Below are 18,076 nucleotides of genomic sequence, written 5' to 3'. Positions count from 1 at the left end.
CTATGTTATCTTGGACTAACAAAGTACGAATTCAAACAGTTCTGACTTAGACATTAGGAGGGTTTATGCTGACACTTCGTAAAGCCAACGATCGCGGACATGCAAATCACGGTTGGTTAGATTCGTATCACACTTTTTCGTTTGCGAGCTATTACGATCCGGCTCATATGGGGTTTCGGAATCTGCGCGTCATTAATGAAGATCGAGTCGCGGGTGGGGGTGGATTTGCGCCGCATTCGCACCGGGATATGGAGATCATTACTTATGTGTTGGAGGGCGCATTAGAGCACAAAGACAGCATGGGGAATCAGTCTGTGATTCGTCCCGGCGAAGTGCAGCGGATGAGCGCTGGAACAGGTGTGACGCATAGTGAGTACAACGCCTCGAAGACTGAGACGGTTCATCTTTTGCAAATTTGGGTACTGCCAGAGCGAGCAGGTTTAGAGCCGGGATACGAGCAAAAGTTTTTCCCGTTGGAAGAGAGACGAGGACAATTGCGGTTAATTGCGTCTCAAGATGGGCGAGATGGTTCTGTGACCGCTCATCAAGATCTCAATCTCTATGCCGCGATTTTAGGTGCAGGTGAAACGGTGAAGCATGAGGTCGATCGCGATCGTCATCTGTGGGTACAAGTCGCACGGGGTTCTGCGATCGTCAATGGTGTTTCTCTAACAGCGGGGGATGCAGTTGCGATCGAGGACGTATCGCACGTGGAATTTGTTGGGCAAGATCTCGCTGAAATTTTAGTGTTTGATTTGGCTTAATCGCTTGGAGAGTAAAGATCTTGTGCGCTCTCCCAAAGATCTAAATCTGAGCATCAAGACGGTGCGTTTATTGATCCCATCCTGGGGTTTAATAAAGCGCACCGTTTTGAATTCGTATTGGCCGAACTGCGATCGCGCATCAATCCATGTTGTTTTCGATAATCCATCGCGACAGTTCTGTGCGATTGCTCAAGAGCGTCTTCTTCAACATATGGCTAATATGACTCTCGATCGTCCGCTTACTTGCACTCAATCGCTGAGCAATCTCTAGATTCGACATGCCTTGCGCTACCAATCGCGCCACCGTTAACTCTGTATTCGTCAACTTCACTCCAGGCGGGACAGAAATTTTTGCTTCTGTTCGCTTCGCGCGATTTTCCCGCATCAACTGCGACGATCGTAAAGCCGACTCAATCTGAGCAATCAACTCCTCCAACTCAAACGGCTTCACCATATAAACCGTCGCTCCTGCACTCAATCCTCGTACCCGATCCTGGCTCTGATCACGTGCCGACAAAAAAATAATCGGAATCCAATTGATCTCCGGCGATTGCCGCACCGCCTCTGCAAAGACATAGCCATTCATTTCAGGCATCACAATATCCGAGATAATCAAATCCGGTTTGACATCGCCCAAAAGCGCGATCGCTTCTGTTCCTGTCTCGGCAGTGGTTACCTGATATCCCTGGAACGCCAGATATCCAGTCATCAGCGTTACAAAATTTACATCATCATCAACGAGCAGGATCGAACCTTTTGTCTCTATCTCCAAAGCCATATTCGTCGGTTCTTCTTAGAAGTGAATCAGATTTCAAGCCAGTATTTCTACTTAAATTTATAGTCAGAGAAATGCGCTGTGTTGTCATCAGCACAAACGTCTTTCCTCGCTTTCTCCGTATGCAGAAAATCTACGGAGACTCTTACGTAAAAGTTACGTGATTTTACTTAATTAGAGAATTCTCGGTTTACGTTTGATTTGCCTTGATCGCTCTTGCTCTCAGCCTAAATTTGCCTTTATCAGGTTTTTACGATCGCGATTTCTCTACTGATAAATACGGAGACAACAGATTAGCCGATTCTCTAAAGCTCCGTGAAGACCGAAGCAGCACTATCTCCGTGTAGATGAGGGTTACGGCGATCAGTTTTTCTCTCACCAGCATACTTAGGCACGTAGAGGCTGGAATAGCAGTAATTCGATGTTTGTAGCTATCAATGGCAGTATTTTTACATAAAAAAATCAAAGATTAAGTTTATACTCTCTGTTCTAGATTCTTCCTGATTTCCGCATTTTCTCGCGAAATGCTATCTAGCTTGGATAAAAAACTTAACTATTGCTTCATGGAGTGGGCTTCGATGGTCAGTTGATCTCAGTCTCTCCAACCGTAACCTTCACCAGTCTTGTCTATGACAGAGGAGGTCGAATTGCAGAGAAGGTGTGCTCGAAATCGGAAACGTTCTAAACGGCGAAGTATCTATTGCCCTAAACACGACTGCTATTTGCACAGTGTTAGTCAAAAGCACCCAATTTACGCCGATCGAGCAGAACAATTACAAGAGCGGGGGCTATCTCGTCGATATGCACTACTTGCCGTTTCCACCCGAACGACGGTAATGCTCAGTGGTGAATGGTTAGAAGCCTTTTGGTGCGATGAATGTCAAAGTCGCGAGTGGTATCATGTCCGCCGATTCGAGAACAATCAGTATGAAGTCTCGATCGCCCCGCCTGAACTATGGCAGCAAGCCACGGGCGTGATCAATCCCCAAGGAAACCCTTCAGTTGGTGAATTTACGCAGCGACAATCCCGTCGAGTCGGATTTCAAGGCGTGAAAGATTTTAGTTCCGTCGGTTAGCCCTTTTCAGTGAGAGTAACGAAATTCAATGAATAGTCGAAGCAGTGCCGGACGGCAGAGATTAACTCTGGAGGCAGGACGCACCGAAAAGCAATACTGGAAAGACTTGTGGCGCTATCGGGAACTGTTCTATTTTCTAGCATGGCGCGATATCTTAGTGCGTTACAAGCAAACCGCGATCGGGATGGCTTGGGCACTGATTCGTCCGTTTATGACAATGATCGTATTTTCGGTTGTTTTTGGCACAATTGCGAAGCTGCCGACTCAAGGCAACGCCCCATATCCGATTCTGGTTTACTCGGCACTCCTTCCATGGCAATTTTTCTCAAGTGCACTTGCACAATGTAGTGGCAGTTTGCTCGGTAACTCTAATCTATTGTCTAAGGTTTATTTTCCTCGGCTAATTGCTCCCGCGAGCGTGATAGTAGTTTGCTTTGTAGATTTTCTGATTGCTGGAATGCTGCTGCTCGGATTGATGATCTGGTACAACTTTGTTCCAAGTTGGCGAGTTGTAACCTTGCCGTTCTTTATTGTGATTGCAGCTATGAGTGCGTTTGGTGCAGGATTGTGGCTGGCGGCATTAGTCGTTCAGTTTCGCGATGTGGCTCAGATTGTGCCATTTATTGTTCAGTTCGGATTGTATGTATCTCCGGTCGGCTATACCTCAAATATTGTGCCACAACAATGGCAATTTCTGTATTGGCTTAATCCAATGGTCGGTGTAATCGAGGGATTTCGGTGGGCGATTTTAGGTGGCGATGCACCGTTTCATCTCATGGGGTTTGGTCTGTCTTTGGGGATTGTCAGCCTGCTGTTTGTGACGAGCTTATGGTACTTCCGTAGAGTCGAGAAGACATTCGCTGATATTTTCTAGTCCTGAGCAGATTGCACCCTGGTCTGGGTGTTCACTTCCGCAGCATCTCGATCGTGAGGTAGGCGGCTCGTTTTGACTGAAAAGTCCTACAGGAAAGAACTATGTCTGATACAGTTATTCAGGTTAAGAACTTAGGTAAGAAGTATATTATTGGGCACAAACAACAGCGAGACAATACGCTGAGAGATGCCCTGACCCACGGTTTTAAGTCTTTTGGCAAACGATTACAGCACCCTGCTTCTTCTGGTAGTCGTGAAGAGTTCTGGGCACTGGATGATGTGTCATTTGAAATTCGGCAAGGCGATCGAGTCGGAATTATTGGTCGCAACGGGGCAGGAAAATCAACGCTGCTCAAGGTTCTCAGCCGCATTACGGAACCGAGTCGCGGAAAAATTGTGATCGATGGACGTATTGCAAGTTTGCTAGAAGTAGGAACTGGATTTCACGGTGAATTAACTGGACGAGAAAATATTTATCTCAATGGCGCGATTCTGGGAATGAGCAAAGCCGAAATTGGTCGCAAGTTTGATGAGATTGTGGCATTTTCAGAGGTGGAGAAGTTTTTAGATACACCAGTCAAGCGTTATTCTTCGGGAATGTATGTCCGGTTGGCGTTTGCAGTGGCAGCACATTTAGAACCGGAGATTTTGATTGTTGATGAAGTTCTAGCAGTGGGTGATGCGGCGTTTCAGAAAAAATGCTTAGGCAAAATGGAAGATGTTTCGACTCGCGAAGGACGAACCGTTTTGTTTGTTAGCCATAGTATGGGAACAGTACAGCAGCTTTGTAATCACTGTATTCTGCTTCAGAAAGGGCAAGTAACAGATGTTGGTGCTCCAGAGCGTGTGATTGGTAATTATCTGAAAAGCAATAGTGTTGGAGTCCAAAAAGACATTGTTCGCAAAGGGAATAAAAAAGTTGTGTTTGATGACTTTTACATCAGCAACGACGAAGGCATTCCTTGTAGTACGTTTCTCATGGGGGACACAATTTCAGTCTTCTTTTCTTTGCGATTCAACACGCCTGTTGAAAATCCGGTGATTGGTATTCAAATCACAAATCCTTTGAATGAAACCTTTGCGCATGTTGTTAACTTAGATGATGGGTTTGAGATACAACCGAATGGCGATCAGCGAGTCAAAGTCAAAGTCGACATTCCGAATGTCTTCTTCGCGCCCTCGCAGTATTACTTCTCGTTCTGGATTGGTGAGAATTTCTCGATTTGCTGTGATGAGTTGATCGATTGTATTGCGATCGAACTCCTTCAAGGCAATCGATTAAAACGATTAATGCCGTTTCCACCACATGTGAAGACCTTTTTGAACACCCGTTGGAGTGAAGTGAATGATTAGCACCAAGATCAATTTTTTGCAGAAGCTACAAGATAAAGCCGTTCGGCAGCGGATCAAGCCGTATGAAGCGATCGAAGGATTTTTATCATTGTCTGAAGCGATGGCACTCTATCGTTATGCTTCGATGCTGCCGAATCAAAGCACGATCGTAGAAATTGGATGCTGGAAAGGTAAAAGTACTTTCTGTCTCGCTCAGGGCTTGAAGCGCGGTCAAGTTGTTGTGATTGATCCGTTTGATGCGTTTGGTGAAGAAGGCAGTGCAGAAATCTACGAAAGTCAGAAAGGCAATCAACCGCTGCTCAATCAGTTCAAGTCAAATATGCGGGAGCTAGGCGTACTCGACAAGATTAAGATTTTATCGGGAATGTCTCAGGACTTTGTGGGACAGATTCCAAGCATCAATTTACTGTTTATTGATGGTGATCATTCGATTGAAGGTTGCAAAGCAGACTTTTTGAACTATGCACCGTATATTGCTTCGGGCGGTTACATTGCGTTTCATGACTTCTATGAATTAAGAGATGAACTCGGTCCAACCTGGGTGATCAAGAATCTGGTATTGCCCAAACATGAGTTTGAATTTGTCGGACTGTTTGACTCATTGTGGGTTGGGAAAAAGCGATAGTTCGATTGTGGATTTCTAAGTCGAGCGCATTTCCCTGCGAAGCTCTAGAATACTTCAATCTTTGCAGGGCGTTGTTTGTTGTTGGAGAGATGAATGCTTGTCAAAGCGCAGTCTAGATTCAATCGGCTCAAAGAAGTTACGGAACGGCTTATCTACAGTGCGTATCGAAAATCAAATTATTTTGTCACTTGTACAGGCAAAACAGACGGAGCAGGAGCGCAAATTCAAGCGGTTTTATCAACGCTGCTTTATGCTCACGAATTTGGCTTACAGTATGTTCATACTCCGTTTCAAGAACTGGCACATAACGATGAGAATGATCCAAATTTTGCACAGCAGTGGGAAGATTTTGTCAATCTCGGCTTTGATGAACCCAGCGTTTATCAGCTTGATTTGACAAACTTCAAGACAGTTTCTGTCAGGAGCAATCTAGATAAAATTGATCTGAGCGTTGCAGAGCCAAAAACTCTTTTTGTAGTTACACATTGTCATCAATTTGCTGATCGATATCCTCATCGATACTCCAAGCTTCTCAAACGCTTTCAGTACAAGTATCAACAGTCTCTCCATCCGAAAGTTACAGAGTTTGATCCAACTCAATTTAACATTGCACTTCATGTTAGACGTGGCGATGTGAATCAAACAACAAATTGCGAACGATATACGACCAATCAAACGCTCAAAGCTCTGATTGAAAACATCTCTGACCTGCTTGCACCATTCAATGTGAAAACACAGTTTCATCTTTATTCACAAGGACAAATCGAAGATTTTCCGGATTTAGATCATATTGTGTTTCACCTGAATGAACCTGCTATGAAAACTTTTCACCACTTGGTGCAGGCAGATGTGTTACTGATGGCGAAAAGTTCATTTAGTTATAGTGCTGCACTCTTCTCACAAGGTATTAAACTGTATTCTCCATTCTGGCATCGACCCTTGAGAGATTGGATCACTGTTCAGCCTGATGGCGAATTTGATTCAAAACAGTTTAAGGTTTTGTTCACGAATATTGCCCGAAATCGTTATTGACCCTACCCCATTCATTTGTATGTTTAAACTTCATCCTATTCCGGATGCGGACTTTTGTTGTCCTTTCTGTGAGGGAGCGCTACAGCCGCAAGGATGGTATATGCCAGGAATGCGGATACTTGCTGATCTAAGATGCGATGACTGCGATCAAGAATATTATGGCGATTTACCATCGGGACACGGATTGTGTTTTCCGATGCTGCTCAACAAGACGACAGGTGAAGTCTGGGATCAATATCAAGCCAGTTGGTTTGCGAGCTGGTTGCACGTGGGTTATCGAGATCGCCAAAAGACTCCGGTTCCCTTCACTTCAGAAGAATTTCGTCCAATTCGTCAGCCGATCGTGCTGAACTGTCTTGATGCAATGTATGGTCATGGGCTATTAAAGCTTGTTCATGCTCAGCACTACCTCGATTACTATCAGGAGTACGATTTGATTGTGATTGTACCAAGATGGTTACGCTGGCTTGTTCCTCAAGATGTGGCAGCTATCTGGACAATCGATTTACCACTCAGGCAGGGACATGAGTGGAATGATTGGATCGCACAAGAAATTCAGCAGCGGTTAGCTCAGTTCGATCACGGTTGGTTAGCATCCGCGTATGCTCACTCTTTTTCTGAGTTGCATGTTGAACGATTTACTCAAATTCAGCCGTTTCCCATCGAAGAATGGGACGATCAATTAAATCAACTTACCGTTACTTTCATTTGGCGTGAAGATCGGCTTTGGGTTGATTCCCATATTCAACAGTGGCGCGATCGTAGATTTCCAGGTCGTCTGGGGCGCATGTGGAAAAAGCTTGCCGCTCAGTGGTTCCCAGCCTTGCAAGAGCAGACTCAACAAGTGATTCAACTCGCAGAACAGCTTCGACAATGTTATCCCCAGATTCGATTCGTGATCGCAGGATTAGGAAAAGCGGGGGGACTACCAGATTGGATCACGGATCTGAGAACGCAAACCATCACAGAAGATGTGGAACGATCGTGGTGTGAGTTGTATGCTCAGAGCCAAGTGATTGTGGGCATTCACGGATCGAACATGCTGCTTCCGTCGGCTCATGCAGCAACCGTCATAGAACTTATGCCTAACGATCGACTCGGCAATGTTATGCAAGACTTACTTCTCATTCCAGAGGCAGAAAGTCGATTCGCTGTATTTCGCTATCGATTTGTGCCGCTAGAAAGTTCACCGCAGGTTATTGCTGCCACGATCAAGTCCATGATTCAAACGTTGCCGTTTGCCATGATCTACCTCAAATCATTCCAGCAGACTCCTTGTTTCAATCAACCTGAAGTTGTGACGAAACGATATCGCCAGTCCCGACTGAGAGAACTCGCCAGACCTGCATCATAGGAACAGGAATCATGACTTCACCGATTGTCGAGATTGCCATCATTGTCTGCACTTACAATCCAGATGCAGCGGTCTTCTCACGCACATTAAATGCAATCGCGGCTCTGAAAATGCCGGACGACATCAAGATCGAATGTGTCCTTGTCGATAACAATAGTTCGATCGCGATCGCGGAATTGACATATGTGCAAGCTTTTCTTGCACAATGTTCTTGGGCGACCGTGATTCGGGAACCGCAGCAAGGATTGACGTTTGCTCGATTGTGCGGTGTTCGATCGACAACCGCTGAAATTCTCGTGTTCATTGATGACGATAATGAGCCTGCCTCAGACTATTTAATTGGGGTTCAGTATTGTTTCCAGGCTTATCCGAGTGTGGCAGTTTGGGGTCCTGGGCGTGTCAAAGTCGATTTTCTTGCACCTGTTTCTCCTTGGTTCGATCGTAATTTTCGCGGTAAGTTTCAAGAAAAGAATGTGCAACATACTGAATACGGCTGTGTATTCGAGCGCTGGGCAGAATTTTATCCACCTGGAACAGGAATGAGCGTTAAGCGGGATGTGATGGAGCAGTATGAACGTGCGATCTCAGAAGGAGTACTCGCATCGACCGATCGACAAGGACGCAGTTTATCGAGCGGCGGTGATGTTCAGATTGTTTGGGAAGCCGTAAAAATGGGACTGGCGGCAGGAGTTTCACCTCAGTTGCAAATGACCCATCTCATTCCGGGTCAAAGAGCAACCTTAGATTATGTCACTCGATTGACATTCGGCACGGCTTCGAGCTATATGCCTGCGGTGAGTGCTTCTTTTGGCTGGACTTTAGAAAAAGTCGCACAGCACAAACCGAGCCATCGCTTGATCGTAAAGAACATTTTAAAGTTAATAGTTCAACGATTAGTCAAGTTCAACCACAAACGGTTGCGAGTTGACTTAGCTAAGTACGTGGGACAAGTGATCGGCGTACTGCGTGTTGTCGATACAACCGATCAACATTGGCTGTACAAAGTAGTGAAAGTTCTAAATTTCGAGTAGTTCATCGATTTCAGGTGATTTCTCATGACAGATCGCGTCAATGTCTTTATCGGCTCTGGAGAAGCCAGCTTGTTAGAGCGCAAAGTTCTCATGTACTCTTTGAGAAAACATGCTCAGCAAGACCTTGACATCTATGTTCTCAATGGAACGCATAATGCGATCGAACTGAATGATCAGCCGCCGTTTCTTGCACCTATGTCACTTCGGGCAAAATACTGCAATGTGACTGAGTTTAGTTTGTATCGCTATTTAATTCCAGAGCTATGTCAGTTTCAAGGCAGAGCAATCTATGTCGATTCAGATATGATCTGTCTCACGGATATCAGTAAACTCTTTGAGACTTCATTAAACGGCTGTCACTTCCTTGCGAAGCGAGAAAGCTATGCTCACATGGGCGATGCGTTCTGGGGCTTGAGCGTCATGCTGATTGATTGCGATCGTACTCGCTTTAATCTCGAACAAATCCTCGACGAAATTGACCAAGGGCTTTATACCTATTCAGATTTTTCTTGTATGAGTCCAGCGTTTTTAGCACACCATTCTTATCAGATTGGTGAACTCGATCCGCACTGGAATGTGTTTGATTATTGGGACGCATCCACAAAATTGATTCACTATACAAATCTACTCACCCAGCCGTGGAAACATCCGAATCATCCGTATGGTGAACTCTGGTTCCAGTATCTGGATGAAGCGATCTCCGCAGGAGTTGTCAGCGATCGCGATATTGAGTTAAGCCTACTTCGCTCTTATGTGCGTCAGGATATTCGCGAAGGCAACTCACCGCGCCCGGTTTCCGCTCCTCGCTTTGCAACTGTCAGACCCCTCATTCGTCGGCTCAAACGTGCCGTTCAGTTCTAACATGCAAATTCTGTCTCCTTCTGCAATTTCCCAAGTCCAAGCGTTACTGCAACTCGAAGCCAACGCCATTACTCGTGCGGCTCACCAGCTTCAACCGGAAGCAGTCGAGAAAGCGGTTGATTTATTGCTCAATTGCTCAGGCAAGATTGTGCTATCCGGTGTAGGGAAGTCAGGCATTGTCGCTCAAAAGATTGCAGCAACACTGAATAGCATCGGCACAATGGCGGTTTCGCTGCATCCTTGTGATGCGCTACATGGCGACTTAGGAATTGTGACGGCTGCTGATGTCGGTATCGTGTTGAGTAACAGCGGGGAAACCGAAGAACTGATCGCGATGATGCCACACCTGAAAAATCGCCAAGTTCCGATTATCGCAGTGTTAGGCAATGTCTCTTCAACGCTGGCTCGATATGCTGATGTGGTCTTAGATGCAGCCGTCGATCGAGAAGCCTGCCCCTTAAATTTAGCGCCTACGACGAGTACAACAGTTGCATTAGCGATCGGTGACGCACTGGCAATGACCGTGATGCAAATTCGCGGCATTACCTCAGATGACTTTGCATTAAACCACCCAGCAGGGCGACTTGGTAAACGACTGACGCTGACGGTCGAAGATTTGATGCACTGTGGAAATCCAGTATTGCTGCCAGATGCTTCTTGGTTAGAAGTTGTGGGTGCGATTACTCAAGGGGGATCAGGAGCCGTCAGTGTCGTGAGCGATCGTCGGAAACTTCTGGGATTGATTACGGATGGAGATTTGCGGCGATGGGTGCAAAAGACTCCTGCGACCGAACTTGAGACGCTAACTGCTGCGGCAATCATGACTGAGAATCCAGTAACGATCACACCGCGTACTCTGGCTTACACGGCTTTGAAATTAATGGAAGATCGTCCTTCTCAGATTGCAGTTTTACCTGTGGTCGATGATGATCAGTGTTGCGTAGGATTGCTGCGGCTGCATGACATTTTTCGGAGTGGATTGTAGGAAAGTCTGATCGAAGATAACGAAATCGGATGTCAAAGCCATGAGCGCTCTGATGGAATTCGGCGTGGCTAGATTTGAGTTCTCGTAGTAAAAGCAGCAACAGCAGCGTATGTTATTTAACTCTTATGTCTTTGTCATCTTCTTTGTGGTCGTTTATGCGCTCTATTTGTTGCTGATGAAGCATCACAGGCTACAAAATACGCTTCTCCTCGTTGCAAGTTTGATTTTTTATGGATACTGGGATTGGTCATTATTGTTGCTTCTGCTGTTTTCTAAAACAGTAAATTTTGCTTTAGCAAATCGGATTGACAAAACAGAAGAACCCGTACTGCGTAAACGGTATTTGATTAGCGCGATCTCGTTTAATTTACTACTGCTCGGTTTCTTTAAGTACTTCAACTTTTTCACGAGTAGTTTTGCGGATTTTCTAGGATTATTTGGAATTCAACCCAGTTGGACAACACTCAATATTTTGTTACCAATGGGTATTTCTTTTTACACATTTCAGTTATTGGGTTATATCGTTGATGTTTATCGAAAAAAACTCGCGCCGATTCGGAACTTTTTTGATTTTATTCTGTTTGTGTCTTTCTTTCCTCAGCTGGTGGCAGGACCAATTGAACGCGCAACTGATTTAGTTCCACAGATTCTTTCGCCGAGAGTACTGAAAACCGAGCAGATTAATGCTGGAATTTTTCTAATTGCATGGGGATTTTTTAAGAAAATTGTCATTGCAGACAATTTGAAGACGCTCGTCGATCCAATTTTTAATAGCTATACCCAGTATCAAGGACTTGATGTTCTGATTGCAGTGTTAGGCTTCACGTTTCAAATTTACTGCGATTTTTCTGGTTATTCTGATATAGCCAGAGGAATTGCGAAATTGATGGGATTTGAATTAACGCTGAATTTTAGGTTGCCCTATTTTGCTGTAAACCCAAGCGACTTTTGGTCGAGATGGCATATTTCGCTTTCGAGTTGGCTGCGGGATTACTTGTACATTCCTTTAGGAGGAAATCGATATGGAACTTCGAACACCTATCGGAATTTATTCATTACAATGCTACTCGGAGGATTGTGGCATGGAGCCGCTTGGAATTTTGTAATTTGGGGAGCCTATCAAGGGGCAATTCTGATTCTTTATCGACGATTTGAACCGAAGTTAGAACCGCAGAAATTTTGGAACCACTCGCATTTTGGTGTTGGAATTAGAATGCTTGTGATGTTTATCCTGACGAATATTGGTTGGGTGATTTTCCGCTCGAATTCGATTCCTCAGATGGTCTATATCCTCACGAATATCGGGTTTGCTGCTTCTAGCATGAGCCTGATTTTAGGATACAAACTTGTATTCTTTTGTCTACCGTTATTGTTGGTTCAAATTTATCAGGGGGTCACAGCGAACCTATTAATTATTACTAAATTAAATCTCATTTTTCGCATCACAATTTATAGCTTCTTGACTGTTTGGTTGTTCATTTTCGGTGCACGCGAATCTGGAGAATTCATTTATTTCCAGTTCTGAACCTCGAACCTTAGTCACAAGGCAAACCTCAATGACGGAACGAACTACATTACCGACAGAGACAGTCACTGCTGCAACTCGTCGATCGATTTTTTTGACGCTGTTTGGCACAATCGCACTGGTAGGATTGTTCAATCTTGCTGCAAAGTTTTATCTAATCCGACATACGCCGAACCGCTCTGATTGGTTAATTCGCGAGAAGTGGGAGCTTTTGTTGAGATTAGAAAAGCCTGTAGATTGGTTGATTTTGGGTGATTCAAGCTGCAATCAAGGTATTGATCCGAGCCTGTTTGATTCAGATCTCAAGACGACTTCGATTAATCTCTGTACTGTTGGGAACATGACCAACGTGAACAACGCCTGGATGTTAGAGGCTTATATTCAGCGGTTCGGACCTCCCCGTCACATTTTGATTGTGCATGTTTACGATGTCTGGGGACGGGACATAGATCCTATGATGATGGCAAGGGTTCCCCTCCAACTTCAACGCCTTAGCCAGTTTGAACCGCGAATCAATCAGCGACGAGTCACAAACTTTCAAGTGCTGTTAGAGCGCTATCTGCCATTGTACTCAAAGAATCAAAGTTTACAAGAAGTGATGATGTTTCCGCTCGATTCCTATGAAACGAATCGGAGCTTTAGCTTAAAAGAAGATGGTTTAATGGTTTGGCATCAACCGAATCCAGAGAATGTTGAAGGTCAAAAGACGATGCACCTCTCGAATATTCAGCAAAAACCAACCTTTCAACTTTCAAACACGAATCGGCAAGCGCTCGAACACATTATTTCACTCGCGGAAAAACATCAATTCGATGTCTACCTCGCTAATAGTCCAATCTATAACGAGCTTTATCAGCAAAAAGAATTTCAGGGCTATTACAACCAGGTTCGCGACATGCTGCGCCACTATGCTAATTCAAGTTCTAGAGTGCATTATGTTTTGCAAGAACCTGTCACTTTTCCAAAAGAAGAGATGGAGAATGCGGATCATGTAATCTACCCTGCGGCAAAACAATATACTCAGCAGCTTGTTCAAGCGATCTCGGCTGAGAAAAAGCAAAAAGATATCCAGGCAAAACGTTGACGTGTTGTTGCCAAAATAAGTTGAAGTAGTTTTGAGAGTTTGACGATCGATATGACGAAAATTCTGGCGGTGATTCCAGCACGGTATGATTCGACGCGCTTTCCCGGCAAACCTTTAGCACTGATCGATCATCGCCCGATGGTGCAATGGATTTATGAAGCGGCAAGTCAATGTCCTGCCTTGAGTCAAGTCGTGGTTGCAACCGATAGCGAGAAGATTGCTGAGGTTGTGAATCAGTTTGGCGGCAAGGTTGAAATGACGAGGAGCAATCATCTAACTGGAACCGATCGAGTTGCAGAAGTTGCGGCTCGCTATCCAGATTACTCAGTAGTAGTCAATGTTCAAGGTGATCAACCGTTCGTGACTGCACAAATGTTAACCGAACTTGTGCGCCCCTATTTAGAGGGTGAAACGCCCGACATGACTACATTAGCTTGCCCTTTAGATCACGAAGTCGGTGCTTCTGATCCGAACACCGTCAAAGTGATTTGCGATCGACATGAGCGTGCTCTTTATTTTTCTCGCGCACCGATTCCTTACTATCGCTATCCCGCGACGGCTCCAGTCTTTCATCATCTCGGATTGTATGCGTTTCGCCGCGACTTTTTGCTCACTTATGCTCAACTCACTCCGACTCCGCTCGAACAGTGTGAAGCGCTTGAACAATTACGAGTGTTAGAACATGGCTTTACGATTCGCGTCTGTCATATTGACAAACCGATTTTGGAGATCAACACTCCGGAAGATTTAGCTCAAGCGAAAGTTCTCGTTGCTCAGCAACTCTAAGCGTGATTTATGTTGAATCCAAAAGAATTAGTGCTGCGTCCTTTTCCTGCTGCTTTGTCGGAATTTCAGAGTGCGGACTTTACTACCCAACGTCGGATCATTGCTTGTCCGAATCCACCGATCGAAGCAGTACAACAAGGGTATGCGATCGCGCTCTCTAGTTCAGAGTTTGACATTCACAATGTCTTACAGCAGCTTCCTTCAACGTTTCAGCCCGATTTGATCAGTCTTTCTGCTCGGAAGATGGGATTTCAACCGCGAGGACTCGATCGCTTATCCTGTCCAACGCTGATGAAAATCGGCGATACGTTTCACTGGGGCGATGGCAGTCTCAATGGGATCGTTCGCTATTGTCGATCGCTGAACTGTGATTTTCATTGGGTTTATCAAGGGGTTCAGCACCTGCACTGGTTTGTTGAAGCCGGTCTTAAGAATGTGTTTTGGCTGCCTGGAACGTCTGTAATTGATCCATACGTACCGTCTAAACCTGCTGAAAAGTCATACGGTGTGATCTTTCGGGGTTCTGAATCGCATTTACATGCTTATCGATCGCAAGTTCTCCGGTATTTGCAGCAAGCAGACATCGAAGTTGATATTCAACAAAAGCCTTATCTCGATTGCTTAGAAGACTATGTTCGTGCTCAGATTGTGTTGAACTGTAGCTTAAACGGGGATACCAATCGACGAGTGTTTGAAGTGTTGATGGCAGGGGGCTTTTTGTTGACTGATCGATTAAGTCCACAAACCGGAATTCAGCACCTTTTCAGAGAAGGAGAGCATCTAGAATGCTACGGCAGTTTACCGGAACTCGTTGAGAAAGTGAAGTTTTACCTCGCACATCCTGAAAAGGCAGAACAAATTGCGATCGCAGGTCAACAACAACTTTTAAGCCACTACAATCAATCTCTCACGCAACAGAAGCTCTACCGCTATGTGTTCACACAAAAGATCGAACCTCCGTTTCGACTGGAACACGATCGACGAATCACAGTAATTCCAAACGATCAACCGTCCGAAGCGCTCGATCAGCGACTTCAACTTTATCAGTTGATTCAAGAACTGCATCGTATCAATCCTCAGCTGCATGGAATCTACTGGCGCGGCAAACATCGACAATTACTGGCGGATCTAGTAGACCTGGCTCGATTGAAGTTGAGCTATGTCGAATCGGAAACTGCCATCGAGTCTGTCAAAACTTGGTGTGCTGAGATTGACATCGAGCATCAAGTTCACTGGGCAACGCCCGAAACCCTGCAAAGTCCAGCACAGTTGATCTTAGTTGACTTACCCGAAACCTTGCGATCAGCGCGAGAACGACTCATAGAGCTTGATCCCCATCTTGCCTCATCGGGGCTTTTATTGTTCATTGGGCAAGCATCGGTTCAGCAAAAAACCTGGTTAGATCTCGTGTTGCGCTCAAAATCGTATCAGCCAACCACGATCTCAGTTGATTACTGCAATTGGCACGAACCGCTCGGAGCAGGCGCCTGTTTGACGTATGTGAAATCGTTCACTTCAGATCAGTCATCCCCAATGCCGTTGACCTTTACGCAACTCACCTGGCAAACCAAAATGCAGCAAGCGATTCGGGTGCGAAAAACTGCGATCGCACGTCGTGTTGCTCAGATAAAGCGCTGATGTCACATACAGATTACAGAGTCACAGTCCATTCTTGTGATCTGCTGTTGCTCTGTTCTGATTCTGAGGCTCAAACAAACCGCCAAATCCTGTGGGTAAGGGTGCAGGATTTGGCGATTGCTCTACAGTTTCTTTGTAATCGTAAGGACGTACTTCACAGATTCTACAAATTTCAAGCCAGTATTTTTTCTATTATGGGGGTATCAGATACGACAGAGTATATTCTGAGCTAGTTCATGGGTGCTTCGTTCAAACCTAAGGTGCATCAAATGTGTGTAATCCTCAGATTAGCCCCAGAGTCCCATGAGCCAACAACCTTTAAGTACTACCAATCTACCTTCAGCAATCAATACAGAAACTGCTTTAACAACCTCTTCCGTAACAACCCCGACGTGGGTTTCAGGGCTGCGAGGCGAGTACTACGATAATGCGGACTTCACGAACCTGAAGTTGACCCGCACCGATACTCGCATGGACTTGATTTGGTACAACGGCTCTCCCGATCCTAAGATCGCGCCTGACACCTTCTCAGTCCGCTGGACAGGACAAATTCAACCTCTGTACAGCGAAGAGTATACCTTCTTGACCATTGCGGATGGTGGCGCGCGACTGTGGATTAACAACCAACTGATCATCAACGATTGGCAAGACACCAATCAGATTCGGAAGACCTCCAGCAACCGCATTGCTTTGCAAGCAGGACAGCGTTATGACATTCGCTTGGAGTACATGGAGGTATCAGGCAATGCGATGATGCGCTTTGGCTGGTTAAGTGCGCGGCAACAGCAGGGAATTGTTGCGGCTTCCCAATTGTTTAGCAATCCACCTGACTCTACTCCAACTCCTGACCCAACCCCAACTCCAACTCCAACCCCAACCCCAACTACATTTAATGGCAATGCTGCCGCAAATATTATCAATGGCGATGCAAACAACAACATCCTACGAGGATTTGCAGGAAACGATACCTTGCGAGGATTAGAAGGAGATGATGTCTTGATAGGTGGAACGGGCAACGATCTCTTAGACGGGGGGAGCGGCAACGACACCGCCAGTTATGCGGATGCAACCAATAGCGTTAGGGTAGATTTCACCCAAGGGATTGCAAATCGCATCGCCAGAATTATGCCACTAGGAGACTCCATTACCTATGGACTTTCCGCCGATAACGATCCCACCGTTCCCTACTGGGGCGGATATCGATACCACCTCTGGAATCAATTCCAAACCAACAATCTGCAAATCGATTTTGTTGGATCTCAATCTCATGGTGCAGTGGAGCTAGGGGATAAAGACCACGAAGGGCACTCTGGAAAGACGATTAGTTGGATCAATGACCGAGTGTCAACATTTTTCAATCCAGCTCAACCTGATATTGTTTTACTGATGATTGGCAGCAATGACACAGGTACCAGCGACAGTCCAGCTACGATCGCAGCCCGATTAGGCACTTTGATCGACAACATCTTGCGTACCTCTCCCGATGTCACGGTATTGGTGAGTTCTATTCCACCTGCCCGTCCTGAAGCTCGCGGTGGAGAAGCTCGGATTCAAAAGATCAATGACTATAACAACCTCATTCCTAGTATTGTCAATGCGAGGGCAAATCCGCGCGTCAAATTTGTCGATATGCGGGGAAAACTCGACATCAATGACATCACTGCACCCCCTGCAGATGATGCCTTACATCCCAATTTTGAGGGGTATCGCAAAATTTCCAGCGAATGGTACACCGCCCTCTCTCGCAATTTTGCGACATCGCAAGGAACCTTCAGTGTGGATCAAGATACGCTGGTCAGTGTTGAGAATGTGATTGGCTCAAGGTTTGACGATATGTTAATCGCAGATGCGAGCAACAACCGTTTAACAGGCGGTGACGGACGTGATCATTTAACGGGTGGAGCAGGCAACGATACGTTTGTCTATTTCAAACCCAGCGAAGGCGGAGATACCATCACTGACTTTAGTTTTGGAGATAGCTTTGAAATTTCCGCTGCGGGTTTCGGTAATGGCTTAGTGAGTGGAGTTAGCCTGCTTTCGACACCTTCTTCCAGCGGTGTATTTGTCAATGGCAGTCTTCCCATTAGTGCCCATGTGACTTTCTTGTACGAGAATGGCGTTCTCCGATTTGATCCAGATGGTATCGGCTCCCAAGCGGCAGTCGTGATTGCCAGCTTGAACAATTCACCTCTCACCCTCAGTTCTCAACAAATTCGCATTGTCTAGACTGCCTCTTGATACAATTCGCTTTGAGAGTGGGCACATTGCTCACTCTCAAAGTGCTGATCAATATTCGATTGAGAAACGCCGCTTC

At 45.5% G+C, this 18,076-nt stretch carries 16 protein-coding genes; 15 read left to right on the top strand and 1 reads right to left on the bottom strand.

What is annotated here, in order from left to right; genetic code table 11:
* Positions 1-65 precede the first annotated feature (65 nt).
* Positions 66-764 (top strand): pirin family protein, encoded by a 699-nt coding sequence (locus LEPBO_RS0100930; protein ID WP_017285646.1) that lies wholly within the window; start codon positions 66-68, stop codon positions 762-764.
* A 139-nt stretch (positions 765-903) separates the two neighbouring features.
* Here LEPBO_RS0100930 and LEPBO_RS0100925 read toward each other — a convergent pair whose 3' ends face one another.
* Positions 904-1,542 carry a response regulator transcription factor gene (locus LEPBO_RS0100925; protein WP_017285645.1) on the bottom strand — a complete coding sequence of 213 codons (639 nt, stop codon included), beginning with the start codon at positions 1,540-1,542 and terminating at the stop codon, positions 904-906.
* A 719-nt stretch (positions 1,543-2,261) separates the two neighbouring features.
* Here LEPBO_RS0100925 and LEPBO_RS0100920 point away from each other — a divergent pair.
* The 14 genes from LEPBO_RS0100920 to LEPBO_RS44745 all read left to right on the top strand — a co-directional run bounded on the left by LEPBO_RS0100920 (position 2,262) and on the right by LEPBO_RS44745 (position 17,988).
* Complete coding sequence (locus LEPBO_RS0100920; RefSeq protein ID WP_239741253.1) at positions 2,262-2,615, top strand: hypothetical protein; 354 nt, start codon at positions 2,262-2,264, stop codon at positions 2,613-2,615.
* A 28-nt stretch (positions 2,616-2,643) separates the two neighbouring features.
* Positions 2,644-3,489 carry an ABC transporter permease gene (locus LEPBO_RS0100915; protein ID WP_017285643.1) on the top strand — a complete coding sequence of 282 codons (846 nt, stop codon included), beginning with the start codon at positions 2,644-2,646 and terminating at the stop codon, positions 3,487-3,489.
* Positions 3,490-3,590: 101 nt separating this feature from the next.
* Positions 3,591-4,841: an ABC transporter ATP-binding protein gene (locus LEPBO_RS40740; RefSeq protein WP_017285642.1), complete on the top strand. Its 1,251-nt coding sequence runs from the start codon at positions 3,591-3,593 to the stop codon at positions 4,839-4,841.
* On the top strand, positions 4,834-5,466 hold the full coding sequence (locus LEPBO_RS0100905) for a class I SAM-dependent methyltransferase (protein WP_017285641.1): 633 nt from the start codon (positions 4,834-4,836) through the stop codon (positions 5,464-5,466). The genes LEPBO_RS40740 and LEPBO_RS0100905 overlap by 8 nt, the downstream gene beginning before the upstream one ends.
* A gap of 93 nt (positions 5,467-5,559) precedes the next feature.
* Complete coding sequence (locus LEPBO_RS0100900) at positions 5,560-6,498, top strand: hypothetical protein (protein ID WP_017285640.1); 939 nt, start codon at positions 5,560-5,562, stop codon at positions 6,496-6,498.
* Positions 6,499-6,517: 19 nt separating this feature from the next.
* The gene (locus tag LEPBO_RS0100895) at positions 6,518-7,852 is read left to right on the top strand and encodes a hypothetical protein (RefSeq protein WP_017285639.1); all 1,335 of its coding nucleotides are present in this window, start codon (positions 6,518-6,520) and stop codon (positions 7,850-7,852) included.
* 11 nt (positions 7,853-7,863) lie between these two features.
* A complete protein-coding gene (locus LEPBO_RS0100890; protein ID WP_017285638.1) occupies positions 7,864-8,883 on the top strand; it encodes a glycosyltransferase in 1,020 nt (339 codons plus the stop codon).
* Between the two features lie 24 nt (positions 8,884-8,907).
* The gene (locus LEPBO_RS0100885; RefSeq protein WP_017285637.1) at positions 8,908-9,744 is read left to right on the top strand and encodes a glycosyltransferase; all 837 of its coding nucleotides are present in this window, start codon (positions 8,908-8,910) and stop codon (positions 9,742-9,744) included.
* A 1-nt stretch (position 9,745) separates the two neighbouring features.
* Positions 9,746-10,729, top strand: coding sequence for a KpsF/GutQ family sugar-phosphate isomerase (locus tag LEPBO_RS0100880; RefSeq protein ID WP_017285636.1), 984 nt, complete (start codon positions 9,746-9,748; stop codon positions 10,727-10,729).
* A 109-nt stretch (positions 10,730-10,838) separates the two neighbouring features.
* Positions 10,839-12,254, top strand: a complete 1,416-nt coding sequence (locus tag LEPBO_RS0100875; protein ID WP_017285635.1) for an MBOAT family O-acyltransferase — start codon at positions 10,839-10,841, stop codon at positions 12,252-12,254.
* A 31-nt stretch (positions 12,255-12,285) separates the two neighbouring features.
* A complete protein-coding gene (locus LEPBO_RS0100870) occupies positions 12,286-13,338 on the top strand; it encodes a hypothetical protein (protein ID WP_017285634.1) in 1,053 nt (350 codons plus the stop codon).
* A gap of 51 nt (positions 13,339-13,389) precedes the next feature.
* Positions 13,390-14,124, top strand: coding sequence for a 3-deoxy-manno-octulosonate cytidylyltransferase (gene kdsB, locus LEPBO_RS0100865; RefSeq protein WP_017285633.1), 735 nt, complete (start codon positions 13,390-13,392; stop codon positions 14,122-14,124).
* 9 nt (positions 14,125-14,133) lie between these two features.
* Entirely contained in the window at positions 14,134-15,762 is a 1,629-nt protein-coding gene (locus LEPBO_RS0100860; RefSeq protein ID WP_017285632.1) for a glycosyltransferase, read from the top strand.
* Positions 15,763-16,065: 303 nt separating this feature from the next.
* Entirely contained in the window at positions 16,066-17,988 is a 1,923-nt protein-coding gene (locus LEPBO_RS44745; protein WP_017285631.1) for a PA14 domain-containing protein, read from the top strand.
* Positions 17,989-18,076 lie beyond the last annotated feature (88 nt).

The sequence above is a fragment of the Leptolyngbya boryana PCC 6306 genome (assembly GCF_000353285.1).
GTDB lineage: Bacteria > Cyanobacteriota > Cyanobacteriia > Leptolyngbyales > Leptolyngbyaceae > Leptolyngbya > Leptolyngbya boryana.
This window is presented reverse-complemented; position numbering and strand designations above follow the sequence as displayed.